Here is a 20,803-nt window from a genome sequence, read left to right on the forward strand (position 1 = left end):
ATTACTGAAAAGCCCGGGCGACCGGGCTTTTTGGAATGCCTGCCTAACGTGGGCCGCCAATAGACAGGGACCCCTTGAATCATCGTTTCGAGTTTTTCATCAACCGGCCGCTGCTTTGGCCCCAATCCACACGGGAGACCTGAATGACAAACGAGCAACAAGCGTTGCTGGATATGCCGATCTGGATGGTCATCGTCCTGGCGCTGCTGGGTGGCGTGTCCGGTGAAATGTGGCGTGCCGACAAGGAGGGCGCCCGTGGCTGGGCACTGCTGCGACGCCTGGTGCTGCGTTCTGGAGCCTGTGTGATCTGCGGTGTCTCGGCGATCATGCTGCTGTATGCCGCCGGCGTCTCGATCTGGACCGCCTGCGCCTTCGGTTGCCTGACCGCCATGGCCGGTGCCGACGTCGCCATCGGCCTCTACGAGCGCTGGGCGGCCAAACGCATCGGTGTGTGCGAGGTGCCCGAGCGTGACTCGCACTCCGATCGATCCTGAACGGCCTTTCATCAACCCCGTTTGCACCGGCCGGCAAGCCCGGGCGGGTGCCCCTTGCCTGTGCCTGGCCGGTCGAGCGCCGGCCGGCGCTTTTCATGCGTCTTGATCGACAGTGGTACCAGCGCGCCGGCCTGCGGGCCAGGTCTTCGCCGGTGTCGCCGTCGGCCCGATGCCAGGACTGGATAATGAGCGAACTGACGATATTGCACGACGCTATCGCCGCCACGATCAAGGCGGCGATGCCCGCTGTCCGAGCGGTGGAGGCGTTCCCCGAGACACCCGATGGCCTGGCCAGGCCGGCAATCGTCTTTGCCATCACCGCCATGGACCCGGGGGCTGATCCGGGCGATGGCCGTAGCTGCGTGAAGACCACGTTCGAGGCCAGCATGCTGGTGGACGCCAACCTGCCAGGGGCCGCGTTGCAAGCTGTCGAACTGGCGGCGCAAATGGCCGACCTATTGCATTGCCAGCACTGGAACCTCGACTTCGTCGAGGGCACCACCAGCGTGCGGGCCAAGCCTGCCGACGCCACCAGCGAGTCATGGCGCAAGAAGGCCTGGACCGTGCAATGGCAGCAGTTGATGTACCTCGGCCAGGAACAGTGGCCCTGGGACAACCAGGGGCCGGGATCGCTACTGCTCGGTTTCAGCCCTGACACCGGACCCGGCAAGGAAGACAGCTATTTCTCTCCGGAGCAGCTGGCATGAGCTTTGTCGCCGCGACTCACGATCGCATGCTCGCCGGCCTGATCATTCCCTGCAGCGTGGTCGGGGTCGACCTGGCCGCCGCCATGGTGCGGGTGTCCGACGGCGCCGGCTGGACCAGCGCCTGGGTGCGCTGGCACAGCCAGGCCGCCGGCAAGGCCCGGCACTGGCGGGCGCCGAGCCTGGGCGAGCAGGGGGCCTTGATCAGCCCCAGCGGCGAGCCGGCCCAGGGCACCTTCGTCCCGGGGCTGTATGGCAACGCCGGGACCCAGCCGGACAACCGCGACCACGTCGAGGTCTGGCGCTTCGACGATGGCGGCTCGCTGGTCTACGACTGGCAGGCCAAGAGCTACAGCATCAGCCTGCCCAGCGGCACAGTGACCATCCAGGTGGCCGGCAGCTTGGCGGTGATCACCGATAGCGCGATCACGGCCAAGGCCGACACCATCAGCCTGACCGGGCACATCACCTTGAACGGTGATGTGCAGATCAACGGCGCCAACCTGCAGCACAACGGGGTGAACGTCGGTTCCACCCATACCCATCCGGGCGTGATGCCCGGCGGTGGCTCGACTGCCACGCCGCAATGACCAACCGCCCGCCACCGCGGGCTTTTTTATGCCTGGAGCAACCATGAGCAGCAAGAAAAAGAACACCGGCCCGGTCGTGTTCCGCGACACGGTCTACACCTCCCGCGTCCTGGTCCTGCCCGATGGGCGGATGCTGAACGTCGCCAATGGCCAGGTCGCGGTCGAGGCCAGTGACAACCTCGCCCGGGATTACCTGGGCCAGCACCCGGATCTGCAAGCGCAGGAGTGACGCGATGATCGGAATGGATCGCCGCACCGGCCAGTCGTTGTCGGGCATCGCCCATGTGCGCCAGTCCATCGAGGACATCCTGAGCACGCCCCTGGGCAGCCGGCGCATGCGCCCGGAATACGGCAGCAACCTGCGGCGCTTCGTCGACCTGCCAGTGACCGGTGGCTGGAAAAGCGCAGTACAGGCCGAAGTCGCCCGGGCGCTGTTGCGCTGGGAGCCGCGGCTGAAGCTGGAGCAGGTGCAGGTGGTTTCGGTGGTGGCGGGCCAGATCACCTTTCAACTGACGGGCCAATACCTGGGCAATAGTGCGATTTTGGAGGTGACGGCATGAGCACCCTGGATTTATCGGCGCTACCGGCGCCACAGGTGCTGGAAGCCCTGGATTTCGAAGCGCTGTACCAAGACAAGCTGGCGACCTTCCGCCAGCACATGGGCGGCAACTGGAGCGCCGCCCTGGAGAGCGACCCGGTGGTCAAGCTGCTGGAGCTGGCGGCCTACCGCGACCTGCAATTGCGGGCCCGGGTCAACGATGCGGCCAAGGCCCTGCTGTTGGCCCACGCCCAGGGCAGCGACCTCGACCAACTGGCGGCCAACGTCAAGCTCAAGCGCCTGGTCATCCGCCCGGCCGACCCGCAGGCGCTGCCGCCCACGCCGGAGGTCAAGGAGACCGACGACGCCCTGCGCGAACGCATCCAGCTGGCCTACGAAGGCCTGACCACTGCCGGGCCGCGCAACAGCTACATCCTGCATGCCCGCAACGCTTCGGCCCTGGTGGCCGATGCCGCGGCCCAGAGCCCGTCGCCGGCCTGCGTCACCGTCACCGTGCTGGGGCTGGAGGGCGATGGCAGTGTCGCCCCCGAATTACTGGCGACGGTGGCCACCGCCCTCAACGACGAGGACGTGCGGCCTCTGGGCGATCGGGTCACGGTACAGAGCGCCCAGGTGCTGCCCTACCGCATCGATGCGGTGCTGCACATGAAAGGCCCCGGGCCGGAAAGCGATGCCGCGCTGGCCGAGGCCCGGCGCAAGCTGGCGGCCTGGATCAATCCACGCCGGCGCCTCGGGTTGGAAGTGCCGCGCTCGGCCATCGATGCCCAGTTGCACGTCGCCGGGGTCTCCCGGGTCGACCTGGCCAACTGGCAGGACATCGCCCCGACCCCGGCCCAGGCAGCCTACTGCACCGGCTACAGCATCACGCTGGGAGGCTGACATGAGCAGCCTGCTGCCGATCAACGCCACCCCGCTGGAGCGCGCCCTGGCCGCCGCCAGCACCGGCGACACCGCCGTCGTCCTGCGTACCCTGTACAACCCCGACACCTGCCCGGCGCACCTGCTCTCGCAACTGGCCTGGGCCTGGTCGGTGGACCGCTGGGACCCGACCTGGTCCGAGACGGTCAAGCGCAACGCCATCAAGGCCTCGTTCTTCATCCATGCCCGCAAGGGCACCATCGGTGCGCTGCGCCGGGTGGTGGAACCTCTGGGCTACCTGATCGAAGTGGTCGAGTGGTGGCAGATGGTGCCCCAGGGCGAGCCGGGCACCTTCGCCCTGAAAGTTGGAGTGATGCAGACCGGCATTTCCGAAGCGACCTACCAGGAGCTGACCCAACTGATCGACGACGCCAAGCCGGTCAGCCGCCATATGAGTGGCTTGGCCATCAGCCTGGAAACCGCCGGGACTATCGGTTACGGCGTCTTCCTGGAGCAGGGCGAAGAGCTTGACGTGTATCCCCCGGCATCTCGCGATATCGAAGTGATCGGCCGTTTGGCGCCGGTCGTGTGCATTGACGAAATAGACACCCTGGATGTGTACCCATGATCGATTCCAACAGTCAGTTCTTCGCCACCCTCACCGCGCTGGGCGAGGCGAAGCAGGCCAACGCCACCGCCCTGGGCATTCCCTGGACCTTCAAGGAGATGGCGGTGGGGGATGCCAATGGCACCGACCCCGTGCCGAACAAGAGGCAGACCAAGCTGATCAACGAATGGCGTCGGGCGCCGGTCAACCAAGTGCGAACCGACCCCGCCAACCCGAATGTCATCATCACCGAGCAGGTGATCCCCCCTGATGTCGGTGGGCATTGGATTCGTGAAATCGGCCTGTTCGATGCCGACGGTGACCTGGTGGCGGTGGCCAACTGTGCTCCCACCTTCAAGCCCTTGCTGGCCCAGGGCACCGGCAAGACCCAGATCATCCGCATGAACTTCATCGTGTCGAACACCGCGCAGATCGTGCTCAAGATCGATCCGTCGGTGGTGTTGGCCACCCGGCAGTATGTGGATGACTCGCTGGCCACAGCGCTGCCAGCGAACAAAGCAGCAGGCACTTATCGGCAGGTCACCATTGATAAACGCGGTGTCGTACTCACCGGGACCAACCCGACGACAGTGGCCGGTTATGGCATTACCGATGCGTACACCAAGCCGGAAACCACAGCAGCGATCCAGCAGGCGGTGGCTGCGCTGGTCGCATCGGCCCCGGGCACTCTCGACACCCTGAAAGAACTTGCGGACGCATTGGGCAACGACCCGAATTTTGCTACCACCATGACCAACGCCCTTGCGGCGAAAGCCAACAAAGCGACGACTTTAGGGGGCTACGGAATCGTAGATGGAGCGACCAAATCGGACCTTAATAGCGCAGTCAGCGGGTTACTGCCTAAAGCTGGCGGTATAGTCTCGGGTCCTATTTATCTGGCAAATGGAACAGGGGACTCTCCAGAAATAGCGTGGAAGACGCCGGAACTTGAAGTCTATGCCGATGTTATAAATAGAACTCTTCGGTTCTTTTCTTACTTCAACGGACAAACCGAGTTTCCGTTGGTGATTGATGTTCCAGGAAAGTCTGCATCATTTTTCGGTAGTACGGCTTGGCATTCGGGTAATTTCAATCCACAGGATAAGGCTAACAAGTCTTCGACTTTAACAGGTTATGGAATCACGGATGGAGTGAGTAAGAACGAGCTGGCCAATGAGTTAGCAAACAAGGTTTCTTATACAAGCGTTTTGTATAACGGCCCCGTCAGTGGAACTGCTTCGAAGCTAAAACTTTTAGCGACTGGCCAAAACGCGATGGTTAATGTCAGCTTTGAAGAGGTTGCCATTAGGCATACAGATGGTAACTATCGGACTGTCCCGGGATGGTCGGGGGCTGTCAATCTTATGGCTTCGGGGGCCAATGGACTTGATATCGGGGTTCTAGAGCCTTCACGGTGGTATTCGATCTGGATGATCGAAGCTCCGGGTGTTGCCTTCGCACTTCTTGCATCATTAAGTGACTCTGATCCAGTCATGCCACCTGGTTATACGGGCAAGGCCCGGCTGGGATATGCGCGGACTGATGGGACAGCCAACCGATTTATTTTGCCTTTCATACAGATGGGCAAAAAGGCTCAATACACACCGGGGATTTCGGGAAACCTTCCTACTTTTCCACTTGTTGTGGCGGGTATTCAGGGCACGGTTAATCCGATTTCGCTTGTTCCTGTTTCTGTTACTGCCCATGTTCCCCCTGGTGCTTGTTCTATTTCAATGACGTCGCATTGTGCAAACATGCCAGGTTCTACGGTTCTTATTAATCCGAATGGTTCAGTGGCAGGTGACTACTATGCACCTACTCCTTTGAATCATGTCTCTTTTTCAATTCAGAGCATAGGGTCGCCAGGTTATTATGCGGCGATGTCTACCCCATTGAGTATGTGTCTGCAAAGTACAAATATTTATGTGGCAATTAATGGTGCCAATTCTGGGATTTCTATTACGGGGTGGGAGTTGTATTGATGAGTTATGCGGTTAGAAAAGATGGTCAGGGCTTCCGCGCTATTGATGGTCCGGAGGATATTGAATCACATGAAACGTACTATGAAGGTGTACCACCGACTCCGATTGCCTTGCCGCTTAGCGCGGGTGAGGCGGCAAACCGGGCCAGGGAGGCGCGAGAACAACTGTTAAGCGTCGCAGCAAATCGAATGGGGCCCCTTCAAGATGCGGTGGAACGCAACAAGGCCACTCCAGACGAAGTCAGGATGCTGGACATGTGGAAAGACTACCGAATCGAACTGAACCGTATCGAACTGCAACAAGGTTTTCCTAGTTCCATCGTATGGCCACCGGTGCCTGGTGAACAAACCCCCTAAACGCCCCGCCATCCGGGGCGTTTTCATATCCGCGCCTTAGCGCACCGTCTTCTCTTCCAGCCCCGCCACCCGGGGCTTTTTCATGTCTGGAGTTTATCCATGAGTGGTTTTTTCCACGGCGTCACCGTCACCAACGTGGACACCGGCGCGCGCACCATCGCGCTGCCCACGTCCTCGATCATCGGCCTGGTGGACACCTTCACCGAGGGCCCGGGCGTCAGCGCCAAGGCCAATGACCTGCTGCTGATCACCAGCGAGCGCGAAGCCATTGCGGCCTGGGGCCCGAATGCCGCGATCACCAAGGCCTGCCAGGCCATCTACCAGCGGGCCAAGGCGGTGATCGTCGCCTGTGGCGTGACCAAGGTCGAAGATGCCGAGCAGCAGGCTTCGGCGATCATCGGCGGCGTCCTGGCCAACGGCAAGCGCACCGGCCTGCAAGCGCTGCTGGACGGCAAGAGCCGTTTCAACGCCCAGCCACGCCTGCTGGTGGCGCCCAAGCACAGTGCCACCCAGGCGGTCGGTACGGCCCTGGTGGGCCTGGCGGACAAGCTGCGCGGCCTGGCCATCATCGACGGCCCCAACAGCACCGATGAAGCGGCCATGGCCTACGCCAAGAACTTCGGCGCCAAGCGCGCGTTCATGGTCGACCCGGGCATCCAGTATTGGGACACCGCCGCCAGCGCCACTGTCGATGCCCCGGCCTCGGCCTGGGTCGCCGGCCTGTTCGCCTGGACCGACAACGAGTACGGCTTCTGGGCCTCGCCTTCGAACAAGGAGTTCGTCGGGGTCACCGGTACCTCCCGGGCCATCGAGTTCCTGGACGGCGACGAGACCTGCCGCGCCAACCTGCTGAACAACGCCAACATCACCACCATCATTCGTGATGCCGGCTTCCGCCTGTGGGGCAACCGCACGCTGTCCAGCGATCCGAAATGGGCCTTCGTCACCCGGGTGCGGACCATGGACATCGTCATGGACGCGATCCTCTACGGCCACAAGTGGGCAGTGGACCGCTCCATCACCGCCACCTACGTCAAGGATGTCACCGAGGGCCTGCAGGCCTTCATGCGCGATTTGAAGAACCAGGGCGCGATCATCAACTTCGAGGTCTATGCCGACCCTGAGTTGAACACCGCCAGCCAGCTGGAGCAGGGCAAGGTGTACTGGAACATCCGCTTCACCGATGTACCGCCTGCCGAGAACCCGAATTTCCGCGTCGAAGTCACCAACCAGTGGCTGACCGAAGTCCTCGATAAAACCGCTTAAGGAGCCGCAGCAATGGCAATGATTCCCGAAACCCTGGCGAACATGAACCTGTTCGTCGATGGCATCAGCTTTCAAGGCGACGTGCCGAGCCTGACCCTGCCCAAGCTCACCCTCAAGACCGAGGAACACCGGGTCGGCGGCATGGACCTGCCCATCGAGCTGGACATGGGCATGGAGAAACAAGAAGCCGGCTTCACCACCACCGGTGTGCGCCGCGAATCCCTCAAGCTGTTCGGCCTGACCGACAGCAGCGCCTTCAACGGCGTGTTCCGTGGCGCCTTCAAGGGCCTCAAGGGCAAGACCACCCCGGTGATCGTGACCCTGCGCGGCCTGCTCAAGGAAGTCGACATGGGCGATTGGAAGTCCGGCGACAAGGCCGAGATCAAGCACAGCGTCGCCGTGAGCTACTACAAGCTGGAAGTCGACGGGCGCCTGATCTACGAGATCGATGCCCTGGGCATGAAACGCGTGATCAACGGTGTCGACCAGCTCGCCGCCCAACGTTCGGCCCTGGGCCTGTAAGGAACTTCCTCGATGTCTGAAGCAATCAATGGCACGCCGTCCTGGATGGTGTTGAGCCCCGAGAACGTGGTGATCAGCCTCAGCAAGGCGGTGTCGATGAACGGCGTGCAGTGCGACAAGCTCACTCTGCGCGCCCCCACCGTGCGTGATATCCGCGCTGCCAACAGCGCGGCGGCTGGCGATGACGAACAGCGCGAGCTGATGCTGTTCGCCAGCCTGGCCGAGGTCGGCAGCAAGGACCTGGAGGGCCTGACCCTCAAGGACTACCAACGCCTGCAGGCCGGTTATTTTCGCCTGGTGCAAGACGACGAGCTTTGACCCGGCAGTGATGAAGGTGGCGGCGAAGCGGCTCGCTCGCGAGCTGCATTTTTGCGCTGAGGAAATCATGACCATGCGCTATTGCGACATGGTCTGGTGGCTCACGGATTGAGCCTGTCACCACGGGGGCGGCAAATGGCGAACAACACGCTGGTATCGACAGTGATAAAGATCGGCGGCGCCCTGGACGCGACCTGGGCTGCTGCCACCAAGACGGTGGAAGACCGGATCAAGGCGCTCGACGAGCAGGCCAGCAAGGCCCGGGGGCTGGCGACGGCCATCGGTGAAACCCAGCGCCTGCGCCGGGAGCTGAACCAGGCCCGCAAACAAGGCGCGCTCTCGGTCGGTGACTTGCAGGCCAAGCTGGACAGCAGCCTGGACGGATTACGCAAGCAGGGCATCCAGGTACGCAAGCTGAACCAGGAGTACCAGGCCCTGGGCCGTGCGGCCCGGAGCCTTGAGCTCAGGGCCACGGGCCAGCGGCAGATCGAGCAGGGCAAGACGGACCTCAAGTCCAGCTACGAGCTGGCGAAGAAAGCCGTTGGGGCGCTGGCGGTGCCGGTCAAGATCAACGCCGACTACCAGGCGACGATCCGCGACATCGCCATCAAGGGCAATATCGCCAATACCCCGCAAGAGGCGCAGCTGGCACGCAATGTCCTCCAGGTTTCCCGGGACTCCGGGCTGGGTCGCGGCGAGGTCGCCAGCCTCATCGCCGGGATGACCGCCAATGGCACGTCGTTGGACAAGGCCCAGCAGTACGCCGGGCTGGCGGCCAAGTTCGTGGTTGGCCAGGGGGCCGGCGTCGGCGACACCGCGACCTTGATCCGGGCCCTGGAGACGCAGGCCGGGATCACCGATCCCAAGACCCTGGAGCGGGCCCTGGAAGCCATGGCCCTGCAAGGCCAGGCGGGCAACTTCGAGGCGGCCGACATGGCTCGCTTGCTGCCCGACCTGCTGGAGAGCGCTGCGAAAATGAAGCTCACCGGCATGGATGCGGTGAGCCAGGTGGGGTCGATGCTGCAATTGCAGATGTCGACGGCCAACGGCGCCGATGAGGCCGCCGGCAACCTGAAGAACTGGATGGGCGAGATTCGCTCACCGGCCACTGCCGCGGCTTATGCCAAGGCCGGCATCGACTATGAGGGATCGCTGCAGACCGGCCTGGAAAAAGGCATGTCGACCCTGGAGGCGAGCTTCGCCCTGGCCATGAAGTACATCCAGGTCACCGACCCGGCCAAGGCCGCGCAGATGACCGCGGCCCAGGCGCAGATCAGCCAGCAAACCGATCCGCAGAAGGCCCAGGCGATGCTGGCCGCCCTGGCGCAGTCGCTGCGCGGCGACAACTTGTTCGCCAACATGCAGGTCAATGCGGCGTTGCAGGCTTACGCCCAGGGCCAGGATGGGTACCAGAAGCTCAAGCAGGACTCGCTGACGGCCTCCGGTGTGCTGGACAAGAACCAGGCCGAGCGCCGGGGGACGTCGGCGCAGATCTGGAAGGAAGCCGATGGTGCGGTCGACAACCTGCAGCAGGCGTTCGGCCAGGCTCTGACCCCGGCCACGGACCGCTTGGGCCAGAGCATCACCTGGTTGGCGAATGGCATGACCGAGCTGACCCACCAGGCCGCTCCGGCGGTACTGGGGGTGACCGTCCTGGCCGGCAGCCTGCTGGCGCTGAAGAAGTTGCAAGCGGCCTACACCCTCGGCAAGGGCCTGTTCAACGTGGCCCGGGGCTCGATGATGGGCAACCCGGACTTCATCCAGAAGGTGCTGGTCACCAACCCGGGGGCACTGGGTGGCGGTGACTACGACATCGACACCAGCCGTGACAAGAAAGGAGGCAAGGGACGCAGGGGTGGCCGGGGCGCTAAACCAGGCCGCAGCTGGCCCGGTAGAGCCGCCCAGACGGTTAGAAATGCCTTCAGGCCGGGCGTTGTGGGACGGGTTGCACAAGGAGCGGCCAGCCTGGGCATGTCGACGCTCAGGGGGGCTGCGAATCTGGGCATGTCGGCTTGGCGAGGGATCAAGACGGTGGCTCAGTATCTGTGGCCCAAGATCAAGGGTAAGGGCGGGGGCAACGTGGCGCAGGCTGTGCTGGGTGCGGGTCTCCAGGTTGCCGATACCTACCTGAATGCCAAGACCAAGGACGAAAAGGCCGAAGGCTATGGTCGCGCCGCAGGTGGGCTGGCAGGCGCCATGCTCGGAACCAAGGCCGGTATGGCAGCAGGGGCTGCTATCGGCTCTATCGTCCCAGGGCTTGGAACCGCCATTGGCGCAGGCGTAGGCGGCCTGGTAGGGGGCGCTCTTGGCTACTGGGGCGGTGATGCCCTGGGTGGGCGCCTTGGCAAATCGATGTTCGGCGGCGATGACTCGCTCAAGTCGATGCCCGTCGCCGGCCCGCTGATGATGCGTGACGCCGGCAAGAACATCCCGCCGGTCATGGACGATATCGCCAACTCCTTCAAGAGCGGGCAGACCCCGCCGCTGATGGGCCAGGTGGTGCGTTCCATGCCGTCGGCGCCCGGCACGTCGAGCACCCTGGCCGAACCCTTCAAGGCCCCCTTGGCGCCGGCGATCGAGCAGCAGTTCAGCTTTGCGCCGGCGATATCGGTCACGGTCCAGGGTGATGTCAAGGACCCGGCGCAACTGGCCCGGGAACTGGAGCCCTACCTGCGTTGGCAGTTCGACGAGTACAGCCGCCAGGCCTCGGCTCGCCAGCTGTCCGATGCACCTCATGTTTAAGGAGACGCCATGGCCTACATGGAACAGCTGCAATCGGGGTTGCAATCCCTGGTGGCGGCAGCGGAGGCGGGGCGGCGCAGCGCGGACGAGATGCTGGGCCCCATGAACGGGGCCATCGGCGATATCACCGGCGCCGCCCTGGAGTTGGAGAACCTGCCCGTGGTCGGGCCGCAAGTCGGCACCCGGCTGCGCCGCATCCTGCGTGGTATCGATGCCGCGCAAAGCCGGGTCGGCGAGGTGGCGGCCCAGTACAACCAGGCCGTCACGGTAGCCGGGCAGGTGCAACAGCGCCTCGGCGCCTTGCAAGAGCAGACGGCCAAGGTCGGGGCGGCGATCAACCGTATTGGCGGGCAGATCAGCCCGGCCCTGGGCACGATTTTTCCCAGCAGCCTGTTCGCTGCCAAGGAAACGCCCACCGCCGAAGCGGTCAAGCCGTTCCCGCACCTGCTGATCCTCCAACCCCTGGGGGCTGCTTCCCAACCCTATTACTTCAACCTGGACACGGCGGCCTTCGATGAACTGCGGCGCCAGACCAGCTTTCGCTGGACTGGCCAGGAGCGCCTGGGGCGCAGCAGTGCCCAGCAGGCGGTGGGCCTGGGCGACGAACGCATCAGCCTCAAGGGTGCGATCTTCCCCGGGTTCAAGGGCGGACTGGGGCAGTTGCAGGCCTTGCGCAGCATCGGCCGGCAGTTGCGCCCCTTGAGCCTGACCACCGGCTACGGCGAGGTCCTGGGCACCTGGTGCCTGACCAGCATCGACGAAGACCAGGGCCATTTGCTGGCCGGCGGCATTCCACGCAAACAGGCCTTCTCACTGGAGTTCGTAAGCTATGGCGACGACTTGCAGAACCTCTGACGGCGATCTGCTCGACACCTTGTGCCAGCACTATTACGGGCATTTGAACGGCACCGTCGAGGCAGTGCTGGATGCCAACCAGGGCCTGGCCGACGAGCCTCAGCCATTGCGGGCCGGGGTGCTGATCCTCTTGCCGGACCTGCCGGCGCCGGAGCAGGCGCTGGTCCAGCTATGGGACTGAGCCCTGGTCTTGCTCCTGCAAATTCCTTTACTGATCGGCACCCAGTGCGAGGCGTTTTATGACCCCAGAGTTTCGTATCGTTGCCGATGGCCGGGACATTACCAGCCAGATCAACGACCGGTTGCTGTCCCTGCGCACCTCGGACAAACCCGGCATGGAGTCGGACGAATTCGAGCTGCGCATCGACGACCGCGATCGTGCAGTGGCGCTGCCCAGCCGTGGCGCCAGCATCGAGGTGTTCATGGGGTATGCCGGCCAGGGGCTGACCCGCCTCGGGCGCTACACCGTGGATGAGGTGGTGGTCTCCGGGCCACCGGACACCCTGGAGATCCGCGGCAAGGCCAGCGACATGCGCGGCAGTGGCAAGACCACCCGCAGCGGCAGTTGGGAAGACGTACCGCTGCAACAGGTGGTCCGCGACCTGGCGGCCCGTAACGGCTGGACCCCGGTGTGCCCGGTGGCGATCAAGGTCCTGCGGGTCGACCAGCTCAACGAGTCCGATTTCAACTTCATCACCCGTCTGGCCCGGCAATACGACTGCACCGCCAAGGTCGCCGAAGGCAAGTTGCTGGTGCTGCCGCGCCAGGCGGGACAGAGCGCCAGCGGCAAGGCCCTGGGCAAGGTCACCATCCACCGCCGCGAGGTGAGCCGCTATCAGTTTCGCCTGGGCGACACCAGCAGCCACAAGGCGGTGCAGACCCGTCACCAGGACAAGAAGAGCGGCAAGCTGCAGGTGATCGAACTGGGTAACGACAGTGCCCCGGCCGGGGTGCCCGCGGTGCACACCGACCGGCATATCTACCCGAACAAATCCGCGGCAGAGCAGGCCGCCAAGGCGCGCCTGGCGGCGTTCAACCGCAGCACCGCGGCCCTGCGCCTGGATCTGCCCGGGCGCATCGACCTGTTCGCCGAACGCCTGATCGACGCCCAGGGTTTCAAGGCCGGGCTGGATGGCGAGTACCTGGTGGATTCGGTGGAGCAGGTCTTCAGCCCGTCGGGCTGGAGCACCACGGTGGAGTGTAATGGCGGCAAGCAGGGCAAGGCCCGGGCCAAGGGCAAGCCGAAACCCAAGGCCAAGCCGCTGAAGGTGCTGCAACTCTAGGTCGGCGGCGCCCGCTGCAAGCCTTTGGGCGGCCCCTTTGCGGACGTCCGGTTTTTTTCCCGATGCGGTTCACCCGCAGGAGACTTCATGAATTCCAACATCATCCAGCCGGCCTCGACGCGAGGCATCCGGCGGTTCTTGCGTGGCCTGCTTGGTGGCTGCGCCCTGGCACTGGCCAGTGCGGCCCAGGCCGCGCCCTTGGTCCTGGCCTACACCGACGGCCAGGTCGAGACCTCCTACAGCAACCTCAAGGCTTTTTATCGCAACCTCTCGGCCGTGGGCCTGGGCAGCACCTACGGCCTGACGGTCACCGGCCAGTTGCACCAGGAGGGCATGAACGACACCACTCGCCAGATCATCGCGTTCGCCAAGTCCAAGTCCTTGCCGCTGTACCCGACGGTATCGGACTACAACCAGGACATCGCGGCTTTCGACCCGGCCATTTCCCACTCCATCGTCAACAGCAAGGCCTTGAGTGCCAGCACCATCAAGCAGTTGGTGACGCTGGCCCGGGATAACGGGTTCGCCGGTATCAACCTGGACTTCGAACAGGTGGAACCGCGCAACGCCAAGGCGTTTTCCGCCTATGTCAAAGCCCTGGGCCAGGCCCTGCATGCGCAAGGGCGCAAGTTGATCATCAGCGTGCCGCCCAAGCTCGACGACCAGCAGCCCGAATACCTGCAAGGCTACGACTACCGGGCCTTGGCAGCAGCGGTGGATTACTTCCAGCTGATGACCTACGACCAGGTGGGCCCGGGCTGGAGCAGCGGCGGCTTCCACGGCGAAGTCTGGCCGGGCCCGGGCTCGGGCCTTGACTGGCAGCAAGCGCTGCTGGCCTACGCGGTAACGCGAGTACCGGCCGGCAAGCTGCTGTCCGGGCTGGCGGCCTACGGCCAGGACTACAGCATCGGCAATCGGGTGCACTGGTCGGCCTATGAGGAAATCATCGCCGAGCACAACGCCGTCACCCACCTGGACGCCCCCTCGGCCACTCCTTACGCCACCTGGGGTCCGGTCAACAGCTTCACCGACGGCGTCGAGTGGACTGCGGAGCGAGCGCAGCCGGTGCTCTGGTATGACGACGCCCAGAGCATTCGCAGCAAGGCCGCCCTGGTCGGGCGCCTGGGCCTGGGCGGCACCAGCGTCTGGGCCATGGGCTACGAAGACGCAAGTTTCTGGAGCGCACTGCAGGCCGGCCTGGCCAAGGCCCCGGCGTTGCTGCCCAGCGGACGCGAATGACGCAGTCCCGCGCTCGCCCAATAACCTTCGATGGATACGGAGCACCCAGCCATGAATGACGAAGAACTGGCGGCCATCAATCGTCTGATCGCCGCCCTCCAGGCCCAGGCCGATGGCCAGTCCGCCTTGAACGGCGCGATCCGCCTGCTGGCGCAGAGCAACCAGGCCCTGGTGGACCTGATCAAGAGCCGAGAGCCGGACCCCAACGCGCCACCCTACCTGGACGGCTCGCCAACTCCCTGAGCCCTGGCACCGGCGCCTTTGGTCCGCACCCGAGCAACACACCCTCGACCCGCCAACCGCGGGTTTTTCATTGTTTTCTGGAGAACACCCGATGTCGATTCTTACCCAAGGTACGCAAATCTTCGCCCTGGTCCCGCCTGTGACCGGCAGCGGCCCCTACACCGTGCTGGAAGTCGAGCACGTCACTTCCTTCGAGCCCGGCGGCGCACCTGCCGAGCAGATCGAGGACACCACCCTCGACGCCCAGGAGCGCAGCTACAAGAAAGGCCTGCGTACCCCTGGCACTGCCAGCCTGGGGCTCAACGCCGACCCGGCCAATGCCAGCCATGTGCGCCTGCACCAGCTGTCCGAAGCCAATGGCGAGACCAGCATCAAGTGGGTCGTGGGCTGGTCCGACGGCAAGGGCATCGCGCCGACCGTCAACACCAAGGGCGACAACTTCGAGCTGCCCACCACTCGCACCTGGTTCGCCTTCGACGGCTACGTCTCGGACTTCCCGTTCAACTTCGCCCTCAACGCCGTGGTCACCACCACCGTGACCATCCAGCGCACCGGTGGCTCCACCTGGATCAAGAAGGCCTGAGCATCGCCATGAACCTCAAGCAACTCAAAGCCAAGGGCGGCATCGTCGATGCCCTGCCCGTGAAGAAACAGGTGAGCTGGACTCACCTGGACAGCAAGACCGGCAAGGAGGTGACCGACACCTTCACCTTGCACATCCGCCGGCAGTCCTTCGGGGTCATTGAGCGGCTGTTCGCCGACAGCGACAACGAGCAGAGCCGCAACGCCCGCTACATCGCCGCTTCGGTGGCACTGGGCACCGATGGCGGCGAGGCCCTGAGCTACGAGGATGCCTACGGCCTGGAGCCGACCCTGGGGTTTTTGATCCTCAATGCGGTCAATGAGGTCAACGGCACCGGCGGTGCGGCAAAAAACTGACGGCCGCCGATGAGTTCTGGCACGAGTTGGTGCTGAACGGAGTCGGCGGCCGGACGATTGCCGAAGCCAAGGAACGCATGACCTACCACGAAGCCCTGGCATGGGGACGCTATATCGACCGATATGGCTCCTTGCATACCGGTAGGCGGCTGGAGGCGGGCAGCGCCCTGGTGGCGCTGCAGACCCACCGGCTGGGCGGGGGCGTGGCGGAGTTGTTGGACTTCATGCCCCATGAACAACGTTTGGGCCTGTCGCTCGAACGCGCGATGAACGAGTGGCGCTGATCCCAGGCCACTTTTCCCGAACCCGTTTCGACGGGTTTTCATGACCCGGAGAACCCCATGGCAACAGCTTCCCAAGGGCTGGACCTGAGCGGCCTGGAGCGGGCCCTGGACAAGGCCCAGCGCATCACCGACCAGGCCATGCGCAACATGCAGCGGCGCATCGACGAGGCCGGCAAGAAAATCGCCGAGTCCATGACCCTGTCGTCCGCCTCGGCGCTGGACGCCAGCGCCAGTGCCTTCGACGACATGCGCAAGGCCTATGACCCGGCCACCACCGCGGTCGACCAGTACATCAAGAAACAGGGCAGCCTGGCGGCGTTGCTCAAGCAGAACAAAAGCGCTGAAACCGACTACGCGCAGACCCTGGAAAAATCGGGGAAAAAACTCGCGACGTATTCCGATGAATTCGACAAGTTGCGCAGCGACGGCGCGCTGGCAGCGGCCCAGGTGGGCATGGGCGCGCGGCAGAAGGAACGGGCCAAGCTCCTGAGCGACAACGACCTGAAGTATGCCCAGGCCCGCAAGGCCCTGGATGCCCAGTTTCCAACGGGAGCGACCCAGGCGCCGGCCACCTATGCCGACCAGGCCGGGATCAAGTTCCCCTCCGGCGATGCCTACGGCAAAGGCGGTGAACAGGGTGACGAATACGCCACCAGGCTCGAAGAGCTCAAGACCAAGCACAACGAAACCGCACTGCAGATCCAGAGCAACTACCAGCAGATGACGGACGCGATGCAGGACTGGAAGAACGGCGCCTCGGAAGCCTTCGACGACTACATGAACGCCTCCGACAACACCGCAGCCCAGTCGAAGGCCGTGTTCGCCAACGCCTTCGACAAGATGGGCGCGGGTATCGTGCAGTTCGCCACCACGGGCAAGTTTTCCTTTTCCGACTTCGCCAGTTCGGTACTCAAGGACATGGCGATGCTGGCGGCCAAGACGGCCGCATCGCGGGCGTTGAGTTCGCTGTTCAGCATGGCCGGCTCGGCCCTGATGAGCCTGTGGCCGGGTTCTGCTGCTGCGTCTCCTGCTGCCCAGCAGTTCAAGGTGGGGGATGCCACCACTGTCTTCAACTCACAGATTGACACTTCGAAAATGCCGATGCCGGTATTCGCTCATGCCAAGGGCGGGGTCTTCAGCAACACCGTGGCCAGCGCTCCGACCCTGGCGCCCATGGCTTTGTTCGGCGAAGCCGGGCCCGAGGCGATCATGCCCCTGAGCCGGGGTGCCGATGGTTCCTTGGGCGTGGTGGCGCTGGGGGGCGCACCGGCCGGCAGCACCAGCAACCAGCAGGTGGTGATCCAGCAGACCATCAACGTCGGCGAAGGCCAGGGCGCTGCCCAGGGAGCCGGCGCCAACCAGCAGAACCTCGCCAACGCCTATGCCAGCGCCGCCCGACAAGGCGCTGCCGAACAGATCGCCCGTGACCTGAAGCCGGGCGGCCAGATCTGGTCCGTCATCAACGGCCGCTGATACCCAGCGGCCGCGACGGCTCACGCCCGGAGAAAAGCATGACCATCGAAACCTTCGCCTGGGTGCCCAAGGTGGAACCCGTGGGCACCGTCGAATTCCGCCTCAAGTCGGCCCGCTTCGGCGACGGCTACCAGCAGGTGGTCCAGGACGGCATCAACAACAAGACCCAGTCCTGGCCGCTGACCTTCGTCGGCGACGAAAGCCGGATCAAGCCGATCATCGCCTTCATCGACGCCCATCGCGGCGCCACGCCGTTCTACTGGACCCCACCCCTGGGAGAACAGGGACTGTACCGCTGCAAGACCTACCAGCCCTCGCCGTTGGGCGCAGGGATGTACACTCTCAGCGCCACCTTCGAACAGGCCTTCCATCCATGACCCTCAAAACCATCAAGGCGGGCGCCCAGCCCAACGATGTAAGTCAGAAAATTATGGGCGGCCCGGGAATACCTGCGCCAGACCGACTGGCTGGTGGTGCGAAAACTTGAGATCGGTAAAGAAGTCCCGGCAGATATCGCAGAGAAACGCGCAGAGGCCCGCAGCCTGATCTAGGCACAGCCAGCGCCCACCCCACCCGCCATCGCGCGGGTTTCTTTTTGCCTTGAGGAAACACGATGCCAATTACGGCCGATATCCAGACCCTGGAGCCTGGCGCGTGGGTGGAGCTTTTCGAGCTCGACGCCACCAGCCTCGGCGCCGAACTCTACCGTTTTCACGGTTACCCCCAGCAGTCGTCGATCTTCTGGCAGGGGCTCGAGTATTCCCCCTGGCCGATCCAGGCCGAGGGCTTCGAAATGACCGGCAAGGGCTCGCAGCCGACCCCGACCCTGTCGGTGGGCAACGTCGATGGTTTCATCACCGCCCTGGTGCTGTATTTCGAAGACCTGGTAGGGGCCCGGCTGATTCGCCACCGGACCCTGGGCAAGTACCTGGACGGCCAGCCCGAAGCCGACCCCGAGGAGGAGCTGCCGCCGGACATCTGGTACGTCGAGCGCAAGGTCGCCGAAGACAACGAGGTGGTGCAGTTCGAGCTGTCCAGCGCCCTGGACTTCAACGGCGTGCAGCTGCCACGGCGGCAGATCGTCGCCAACGTCTGCTGGTGGCTCAGCTGCGGCGGTTATCGCGGCCCTTACTGTGGCTACAACGGCGGCCCGGTGGCGGACGTCAACGACGTGATCGTCACCGATGCCGCCAAGGATAAATGCGGCGGGCGCCTGAGCAGCTGCAAGCTGCGTTTCGGCGAGAACAACCCGCTGCCCTACGGTTCGTTTCCTGCGGCGGGCCTGCTACGGAGCTGAACATGAACAAGGCGAACCTTGCGGCCATCGAGCGCCACGCCCTGGCCGAATACCCCCGCGAGTGTTGCGGGTTGCTGATTCGCGAGGGCCGGCGGCGGGTCTATGTGCCGTGTCGCAATACCGCCGCGACCCCCAGCGAGCACTTTCGCCTGGCTCCCGCGGACTACGCGGCAGCCGAGGAGCGCGGCGAGGTGCTGGCGGTGATCCACAGCCACCCGGATTACCCGGCCACGCCCAGCGAGGCGGACCGGGTGGCCTGCGAGGCCTCCGGATTGCCCTGGCACATCGTCCAGGTGCTGGCGGACGACGCCGGCCAGCCGCGTATTGGCCAGTGGGCCCAACTGGCGCCCAACGGCTACCAGGCACCCTTGGTTGGCCGGGCCTTCGCCCATGGCGTGCACGACTGCCTGAGCATCATCCTCGACTACTACCGGCGCGAGCTGGGCATCGACCTGGGCAACTACCAGCGCGAGGACGGCTGGTGGGACAAGGGCGGCAACCTGTACCTGGAGCACTTGCCCGAGGCCGGTTTCGAGCGGGTAGGGGACCTGCGCCAGGGCGACGTGGTGTTGATGCAGATCCGCTCGCCAGTACCCAACCACGCGGCCATCTACCTGGCCGACGGCGTGCTCAAGAGTGAGCCGGCGCACTACCCGGCGCCGGGCTCCATCCTGCACCACCTCTATGGCCGCGACAGCAAGCGCGACACCTATGGCGGCTACTGGGACGAGGTCACGGTCAGCATCTGGCGCCATCGCCAGCTCATGGCGTCGGCTTGAGGCCGCTGCCTTTCCCGGCTGCCAACCGGGGATCTTTCTTCCTGGGAGTCATGTGATGAATCAGCAAAAAGTCCGGGTCGTGCGTTTGTACGGCTCGCTGGGAGCCCGCTTCGGCCGGGTGCATCGGTTGGCGGTGGGCAGCGCTGCGGAGGCGATCCGCGCCTTGTGCGTGCTGGTGCCGGGATTCGAGGCCTTCCTGATGGAATCCAAGGATCGCGGGGTGACCTACTCGCTGTTCCTCGGACGCGACAACCTGGGCCAGGATCGCCTGCACGCTCCCTGTGGCAACAGCGATATCCGCATTGCCCCGCTGCTCATCGGCAGCAAGCGCTCAGGCGGGTTGCAGACCATCATCGGCGTCGCCCTGGTGGTGGCAGCCTCCTATTTCACCGGTGGCATAGCCGCCACTGGCAGTACTGCCTCAGGCCTGATCGGCACCGGCGCTTCCAGCGGCTGGACCTTCGCCGCCAGCATGGGCATTTCCCTGGCCATGGGCGGGGTGATGCAGATGATGTCGCCGCAGCTCAAGGGCCTGGGGGCCATGGACCGTCCCGACAACCGCGCCAACTACAGCTTCAACGGCCCGGTCAACACCACGGCCCAGGGCAACCCGGTGGGCCTGCTCTATGGCCAGTTGATCGTCGGTAGCTCGGTGATCAGCGCCGGCATCTACGCCCAGGACCAGCTCTGAAACAGCGGTCTGCGTTGTCCATCCAAACCCGCCGCAGCGGGTTTTTTATCGCCAGGAGAACCCCATGGGCTTGGCCGTAGAACCACAAAAGATGCAAACCGTGCTGCTGTCCGGCTCCCTGGCACGGCTGTTCGGGCGTGAACACCGGGTGGCCATCAGCGCAGGCTTCAAGGACGTGATGGGTTACTTCCGGCAGTTCCCGGGTTTTGAGCGCTACATGGTGCAAAGCGCCGACAAGGGCCTGCGCTTTGCCGTGTTCAACGGCCGGCGCAACCTGTCCGAGACCGATATCCACCAGCCCCTGGGCAAGCAGGTGATCCGCATCGCCCCGGTGCTCGGCGGCTCCAAGCGCGCTGGGGGCCTGCAGACCATTCTCGGGGCGGTACTGATGGCCGTGGCCTACTACAACCCCTTCGGCTTTCTCACCGGCCCGGCAGTCACTGCCATGATGATGACCGGAGCGACCATGGTGATGGGCGGCGTGACGCAGATGCTCGCGCCCATGCCCAAGGGCCTGGGCGCCCAGGAACGCCCGGAAAACCGCCCCAGCTACAGCTTCAACGGGTCGGTCAATACCACGGCCCAGGGCAATCCGGTGGGCCTGCTCTATGGCCAGTTGACCATCGGCAGCACCGTGATCAGCTCCGGCATCTACGCCCAGGACCAACTCTAAGCATTCCCGTCTTCCACCTGCCTGCGATGCCGCGGGCCTCATTTCGCCT

Annotated in this window: 27 protein-coding genes; all 27 read left to right on the forward strand. The window is 64.2% G+C overall.

What is annotated here, in order from left to right:
• Positions 1–143: 143 nt before the first annotated feature.
• On the forward strand, positions 144–494 hold the full coding sequence (locus tag C4K39_RS05960) for a phage holin family protein (RefSeq protein WP_022642604.1): 351 nt from the start codon (positions 144–146) through the stop codon (positions 492–494).
• Between the two features lie 185 nt (positions 495–679).
• Positions 680–1,201 carry a hypothetical protein gene (locus C4K39_RS05965; RefSeq protein WP_124345862.1) on the forward strand — a complete coding sequence of 174 codons (522 nt, stop codon included), beginning with the start codon at positions 680–682 and terminating at the stop codon, positions 1,199–1,201.
• Positions 1,198–1,788: a phage baseplate assembly protein V gene (locus tag C4K39_RS05970; protein WP_124345863.1), complete on the forward strand. Its 591-nt coding sequence runs from the start codon at positions 1,198–1,200 to the stop codon at positions 1,786–1,788. The genes C4K39_RS05965 and C4K39_RS05970 overlap by 4 nt, the downstream gene beginning before the upstream one ends.
• A 43-nt stretch (positions 1,789–1,831) precedes the next feature.
• Positions 1,832–2,017, forward strand: coding sequence for a hypothetical protein (locus C4K39_RS05975; protein ID WP_022643381.1), 186 nt, complete (start codon positions 1,832–1,834; stop codon positions 2,015–2,017).
• A 4-nt stretch (positions 2,018–2,021) separates the two neighbouring features.
• Positions 2,022–2,348 (forward strand): GPW/gp25 family protein, encoded by a 327-nt coding sequence (locus tag C4K39_RS05980; RefSeq protein WP_053134502.1) that lies wholly within the window; start codon positions 2,022–2,024, stop codon positions 2,346–2,348.
• On the forward strand, positions 2,345–3,226 hold the full coding sequence (locus C4K39_RS05985; protein WP_124345864.1) for a baseplate assembly protein: 882 nt from the start codon (positions 2,345–2,347) through the stop codon (positions 3,224–3,226). Before C4K39_RS05980 ends, C4K39_RS05985 begins: the two co-directional genes overlap by 4 nt.
• Position 3,227: 1 nt before the next feature.
• A complete protein-coding gene (locus C4K39_RS05990) occupies positions 3,228–3,833 on the forward strand; it encodes a phage tail protein I (protein ID WP_124345865.1) in 606 nt (201 codons plus the stop codon).
• Entirely contained in the window at positions 3,830–5,794 is a 1,965-nt protein-coding gene (locus tag C4K39_RS05995) for a phage tail protein (protein WP_124345866.1), read from the forward strand. The genes C4K39_RS05990 and C4K39_RS05995 overlap by 4 nt, the downstream gene beginning before the upstream one ends.
• Complete coding sequence (locus C4K39_RS06000) at positions 5,794–6,150, forward strand: tail fiber assembly protein (RefSeq protein ID WP_124345867.1); 357 nt, start codon at positions 5,794–5,796, stop codon at positions 6,148–6,150. The genes C4K39_RS05995 and C4K39_RS06000 overlap by 1 nt, the downstream gene beginning before the upstream one ends.
• Positions 6,151–6,249: 99 nt before the next feature.
• Positions 6,250–7,416, forward strand: coding sequence for a phage tail sheath subtilisin-like domain-containing protein (locus tag C4K39_RS06005; RefSeq protein ID WP_053134521.1), 1,167 nt, complete (start codon positions 6,250–6,252; stop codon positions 7,414–7,416).
• Between the two features lie 12 nt (positions 7,417–7,428).
• Positions 7,429–7,938 carry a phage major tail tube protein gene (locus tag C4K39_RS06010; protein WP_124345868.1) on the forward strand — a complete coding sequence of 170 codons (510 nt, stop codon included), beginning with the start codon at positions 7,429–7,431 and terminating at the stop codon, positions 7,936–7,938.
• 12 nt (positions 7,939–7,950) lie between these two features.
• Positions 7,951–8,256: a phage tail assembly protein gene (locus C4K39_RS06015; RefSeq protein ID WP_022643388.1), complete on the forward strand. Its 306-nt coding sequence runs from the start codon at positions 7,951–7,953 to the stop codon at positions 8,254–8,256.
• A 135-nt stretch (positions 8,257–8,391) separates the two neighbouring features.
• Positions 8,392–10,998, forward strand: coding sequence for a phage tail tape measure protein (locus tag C4K39_RS06020; RefSeq protein WP_124345869.1), 2,607 nt, complete (start codon positions 8,392–8,394; stop codon positions 10,996–10,998).
• A 9-nt stretch (positions 10,999–11,007) separates the two neighbouring features.
• Positions 11,008–11,853, forward strand: a complete 846-nt coding sequence (locus C4K39_RS06025; protein ID WP_068580453.1) for a phage tail protein — start codon at positions 11,008–11,010, stop codon at positions 11,851–11,853.
• Complete coding sequence (locus C4K39_RS06030; RefSeq protein ID WP_022643394.1) at positions 11,828–12,034, forward strand: tail protein X; 207 nt, start codon at positions 11,828–11,830, stop codon at positions 12,032–12,034. The genes C4K39_RS06025 and C4K39_RS06030 overlap by 26 nt, the downstream gene beginning before the upstream one ends.
• 58 nt (positions 12,035–12,092) lie before the next feature.
• Positions 12,093–13,136, forward strand: a complete 1,044-nt coding sequence (locus tag C4K39_RS06035) for a phage late control D family protein (protein ID WP_124345870.1) — start codon at positions 12,093–12,095, stop codon at positions 13,134–13,136.
• Positions 13,137–13,223: 87 nt separating this feature from the next.
• A complete protein-coding gene (locus tag C4K39_RS06040; RefSeq protein WP_225926560.1) occupies positions 13,224–14,375 on the forward strand; it encodes a glycosyl hydrolase family 18 protein in 1,152 nt (383 codons plus the stop codon).
• 51 nt (positions 14,376–14,426) lie between these two features.
• Positions 14,427–14,618, forward strand: a complete 192-nt coding sequence (locus C4K39_RS06045; protein WP_022643397.1) for a hypothetical protein — start codon at positions 14,427–14,429, stop codon at positions 14,616–14,618.
• Between the two features lie 91 nt (positions 14,619–14,709).
• On the forward strand, positions 14,710–15,201 hold the full coding sequence (locus C4K39_RS06050) for a phage tail tube protein (RefSeq protein WP_124345871.1): 492 nt from the start codon (positions 14,710–14,712) through the stop codon (positions 15,199–15,201).
• An 8-nt stretch (positions 15,202–15,209) separates the two neighbouring features.
• Positions 15,210–15,557: a phage tail assembly chaperone family protein, TAC gene (locus C4K39_RS06055; RefSeq protein WP_022643399.1), complete on the forward strand. Its 348-nt coding sequence runs from the start codon at positions 15,210–15,212 to the stop codon at positions 15,555–15,557.
• A 29-nt stretch (positions 15,558–15,586) separates the two neighbouring features.
• Positions 15,587–15,841: a hypothetical protein gene (locus tag C4K39_RS06060; RefSeq protein ID WP_031321344.1), complete on the forward strand. Its 255-nt coding sequence runs from the start codon at positions 15,587–15,589 to the stop codon at positions 15,839–15,841.
• Positions 15,842–15,898: 57 nt separating this feature from the next.
• Positions 15,899–17,314 carry a phage tail tape measure protein gene (locus C4K39_RS06065; RefSeq protein ID WP_124345872.1) on the forward strand — a complete coding sequence of 472 codons (1,416 nt, stop codon included), beginning with the start codon at positions 15,899–15,901 and terminating at the stop codon, positions 17,312–17,314.
• A 38-nt stretch (positions 17,315–17,352) separates the two neighbouring features.
• The gene (locus C4K39_RS06070; RefSeq protein ID WP_022643403.1) at positions 17,353–17,691 is read left to right on the forward strand and encodes a phage tail protein; all 339 of its coding nucleotides are present in this window, start codon (positions 17,353–17,355) and stop codon (positions 17,689–17,691) included.
• Between the two features lie 236 nt (positions 17,692–17,927).
• Positions 17,928–18,611 (forward strand): phage minor tail protein L, encoded by a 684-nt coding sequence (locus tag C4K39_RS06075; protein ID WP_053134540.1) that lies wholly within the window; start codon positions 17,928–17,930, stop codon positions 18,609–18,611.
• 2 nt (positions 18,612–18,613) lie between these two features.
• A complete protein-coding gene (locus tag C4K39_RS06080) occupies positions 18,614–19,390 on the forward strand; it encodes a C40 family peptidase (RefSeq protein WP_124345873.1) in 777 nt (258 codons plus the stop codon).
• A gap of 55 nt (positions 19,391–19,445) precedes the next feature.
• Entirely contained in the window at positions 19,446–20,081 is a 636-nt protein-coding gene (locus C4K39_RS06085) for a tail assembly protein (RefSeq protein WP_022639480.1), read from the forward strand.
• 64 nt (positions 20,082–20,145) lie between these two features.
• Positions 20,146–20,754: a tail assembly protein gene (locus tag C4K39_RS06090; RefSeq protein ID WP_124345874.1), complete on the forward strand. Its 609-nt coding sequence runs from the start codon at positions 20,146–20,148 to the stop codon at positions 20,752–20,754.
• The last annotated feature ends 49 nt before the right edge of the window (positions 20,755–20,803 follow it).

The organism is Pseudomonas sessilinigenes, assembly GCF_003850565.1.
Lineage (GTDB): Bacteria > Pseudomonadota > Gammaproteobacteria > Pseudomonadales > Pseudomonadaceae > Aquipseudomonas > Aquipseudomonas sessilinigenes.